This window comes from Sodalis-like endosymbiont of Proechinophthirus fluctus (assembly GCF_001602625.1).
Lineage (GTDB): Bacteria > Pseudomonadota > Gammaproteobacteria > Enterobacterales > Enterobacteriaceae.
Window position 1 is genome coordinate 13711 of record NZ_LECR01000053.1, and the last position, 2666, is coordinate 16376.

Sequence of the window (2666 nt, forward strand, 5' to 3'; positions counted from 1 at the left end):
ATCCCCATAATGCTGGTGTAGTGCATTGAATATATCTGTGGGCCGCGTTCGGCGGTGTACGGGCTCAGATGCGATTGGCGGCGTGGTGAAATCATAACTACCCGAGAATAGGACGGCAACGCGATAAGTGCCGGTATTAGCTCCCATGGTTATCAGACCTATGACGGCGCTAACCGTTAGCAATTGAGAGAAAACACCACTGCCACGTTGGCGGCAATTATATCTATACCCCCGCAGATTCGATGTTCGGACCAAATTGCCGGATAATTATGGCGATCCGACCCAGTCCGATCGTGATGGCTTCATAGGTAATACGCTGTACGCCGTTCTGGAACATCGATTCAACGAACAATTCAGCGGCTTTACCCACACTTACGGTTTTAACAACCGCAGCGCGTACAACGGCACCTATTCCTACAGTGACGCCAATCATCTGGATACGATGCTGGACACCCGGCAGCTCCACAGCCGCACCCTGGAATACTGGCCTGCGCTTCCAACAGGGGATTTATGCTTCCCAATTGTCTTTCAGTTATAACCATACCAAAGGTTATAACTATGATCCCCGCTATGGATCTTACGCGGATTCTGCCAAGCTGGACGACTCCAAGCAGTATTATCTGCAGTGGGTAATACGCCGCAAATCGCACACAGTACCGCCAGCACTGGGGGATTGGCAGAAACAAACCACCGAGCCCGGCACCAATTATCTCTGAAATAGCTACGAGCAGCGTATAGTACCGGCTTATATGCCACAGTTTGGTAATTATACGACCCGGTAACCCTGGAGGGGAAGGGAGGCGCTTCTAGGAAATCGTCGAGGGTTATCGCTTCCTACTGTCCTATGGCACCGTCTATAAAGCGCCGAATCTCGACCAGCTTTATAGCGCCTATAACGGCAATGCACAACTCGATCCTGAGCAGAGCAAATAATAGGAAAGGGGAATAGAAGGTTTAACCGGCCCACTTGACTGGCATTTAACCGCCTATCGCAATGATATTGACGATATGATCGCGTGGGATACTCGGCAGCGAAAACTATTACAATATCGGTAAGGTACGCATTATAAAGGGATAGAGTAGATGAACCCGTTTACTACAAGCGTACTGGCGCACCAAGTGACGCTGTGTAATACCTCATCCGCGTGATGCCAAGACCAACGAAATTTTAGCACGCCGCACCAAACAATAGGTGAAATATCAATTGGACTGACTGGTAACCAATATAGACTGTTCTCTGAATTACCGTTACTTAGGGCAGCGCTGGGATATGAATTAAAATACCAATCAATGCGCACGGCGTGGCGGCATGAATCTTTGGGGGTATCGCGGCTTCATGTCCTCTCAAAACCCGCATGACGGTTCGTGGTAGACATTGCCAACGTGTTCGATAAAAATTATGAGCAGATTATGAATACCAGACTGCAGGGCGGAAATTCTATCTCCCCGGGAGGACCACTGCTTTATAATGGCAGCACCGCTAAACGGCCCACTATTCTTGTCTTTGATTCCGGCGTAGGGGGGCTATCGATTTATGATGAGGTCAGGCAAACGTTGCCTGATGCCCATTATCTGTATGTGTTTGATAATGAAGCTTTCCCTTATGGGGAGAAGCCGGAGCAGTTCATTGTCGATAGGGTCATCGCTATCGTTGGCATGATGTGGCAGCTGCGGAAGCCCAATATAGTCATTGTTGCTTGTAATACCGCCAGCACGATTTCGTTGCCGGCGTTGCGCGAGCGTTTTCCTTGCCCTATCATCGGTGTGGTACCGGCCATCAAACCGGCGGCGCAGCTAACCCGCAATGGCATCGTAGGGCTACTGGCGACGCGTGCTACCGTACAGCGCAGCTATACTCACGATCTGATCAGTCAATTCGCCGGCGATTGCCAAATTTTGCAATTGGGTACTATCGAATTGGTGGATATGGCGGAATCTAAGCTGCACGGCGAAATGGTGCCGCTGCCGGTGCTGCGTAAACTCCTACATCCCTGGTTAAGAGCGGTGGAGCTCCCCGACACGGTCGTGCTTGGCTGTACCCATTTTCCCTTGCTAAGCCAGGAATTACAGTCGATACTACCGGAAGGCACCCGCTTGGTCGATTCTGGCTTAGCCATTGCCCGTCGCGCCGCCTGGCTGGTAGAGCATGAGATAGATGTCAGCGGCCTACAGGGCGAGGCGGGGCCGAATAGGGCCTACTGTCTTGCCACCACGCCGCAGGCGGCGGCGCTGATGCCGGCATTGACGCACTATGGTTTCGGATCTTTGGAAAAGCTTACGCTCTAAGAGTAACAGCCAGGTCCTGTCCTAATAAAGGACAATGTCAATTGGACTAGGACAAGGCGTTAATCCATCCGATTCCCATCGTGCTGCTCTCACCTTTTGCACCTAAGCCACTGGCGTTTTGTCTCTCTTCTCCTTATTAGCAATCGCGACGACAGCCTTACCCTGTGCTCGCACCCCGCCGCCGGAGAGAACATTTCGTCGGCGGGCCAAAAAAGAATTGTCAATCCGTCGGCGTTAGGCATTAGAGTTGACTGAAAAACAGGTTCTTATGAATAAACAGGCGACGAAAAAAGAGCGATTCGTTTAATTTATCGCAGTTAAAACTTATTTTGCATTAGCGCTTGTCACCGTCAGTGAAGGCCCTATAATGCGTCTTCACT

Annotated in this window: 3 protein-coding genes; all 3 read left to right on the forward strand. The window is 50.8% G+C overall.

Annotation, left to right across the window (positions count from 1 at the left end):
- The first annotated feature begins 256 nt into the window (after positions 1-256).
- The 3 genes from BG74_RS17310 to murI all read left to right on the forward strand — a co-directional run bounded on the left by BG74_RS17310 (position 257) and on the right by murI (position 2286).
- Positions 257-538 carry a hypothetical protein gene (locus tag BG74_RS17310; RefSeq protein ID WP_244267372.1) on the forward strand — a complete coding sequence of 94 codons (282 nt, stop codon included), beginning with the start codon at positions 257-259 and terminating at the stop codon, positions 536-538.
- Between the two features lie 299 nt (positions 539-837).
- The gene (locus BG74_RS17315) at positions 838-933 is read left to right on the forward strand and encodes a TonB-dependent receptor (RefSeq protein WP_244267373.1); all 96 of its coding nucleotides are present in this window, start codon (positions 838-840) and stop codon (positions 931-933) included.
- A 477-nt stretch (positions 934-1410) separates the two neighbouring features.
- The gene (murI, locus tag BG74_RS06180; RefSeq protein WP_066597335.1) at positions 1411-2286 is read left to right on the forward strand and encodes a glutamate racemase; all 876 of its coding nucleotides are present in this window, start codon (positions 1411-1413) and stop codon (positions 2284-2286) included.
- The last annotated feature ends 380 nt before the right edge of the window (positions 2287-2666 follow it).

What these genes read in the sequence shown, in the direction of transcription:
- murI (WP_066597335.1), top strand. Translation starts at nt 1,411, where the DNA reads ATGAATACCAGACTGCAGGGCGGAAATTCTATCTCCCCGGGAGGACCA.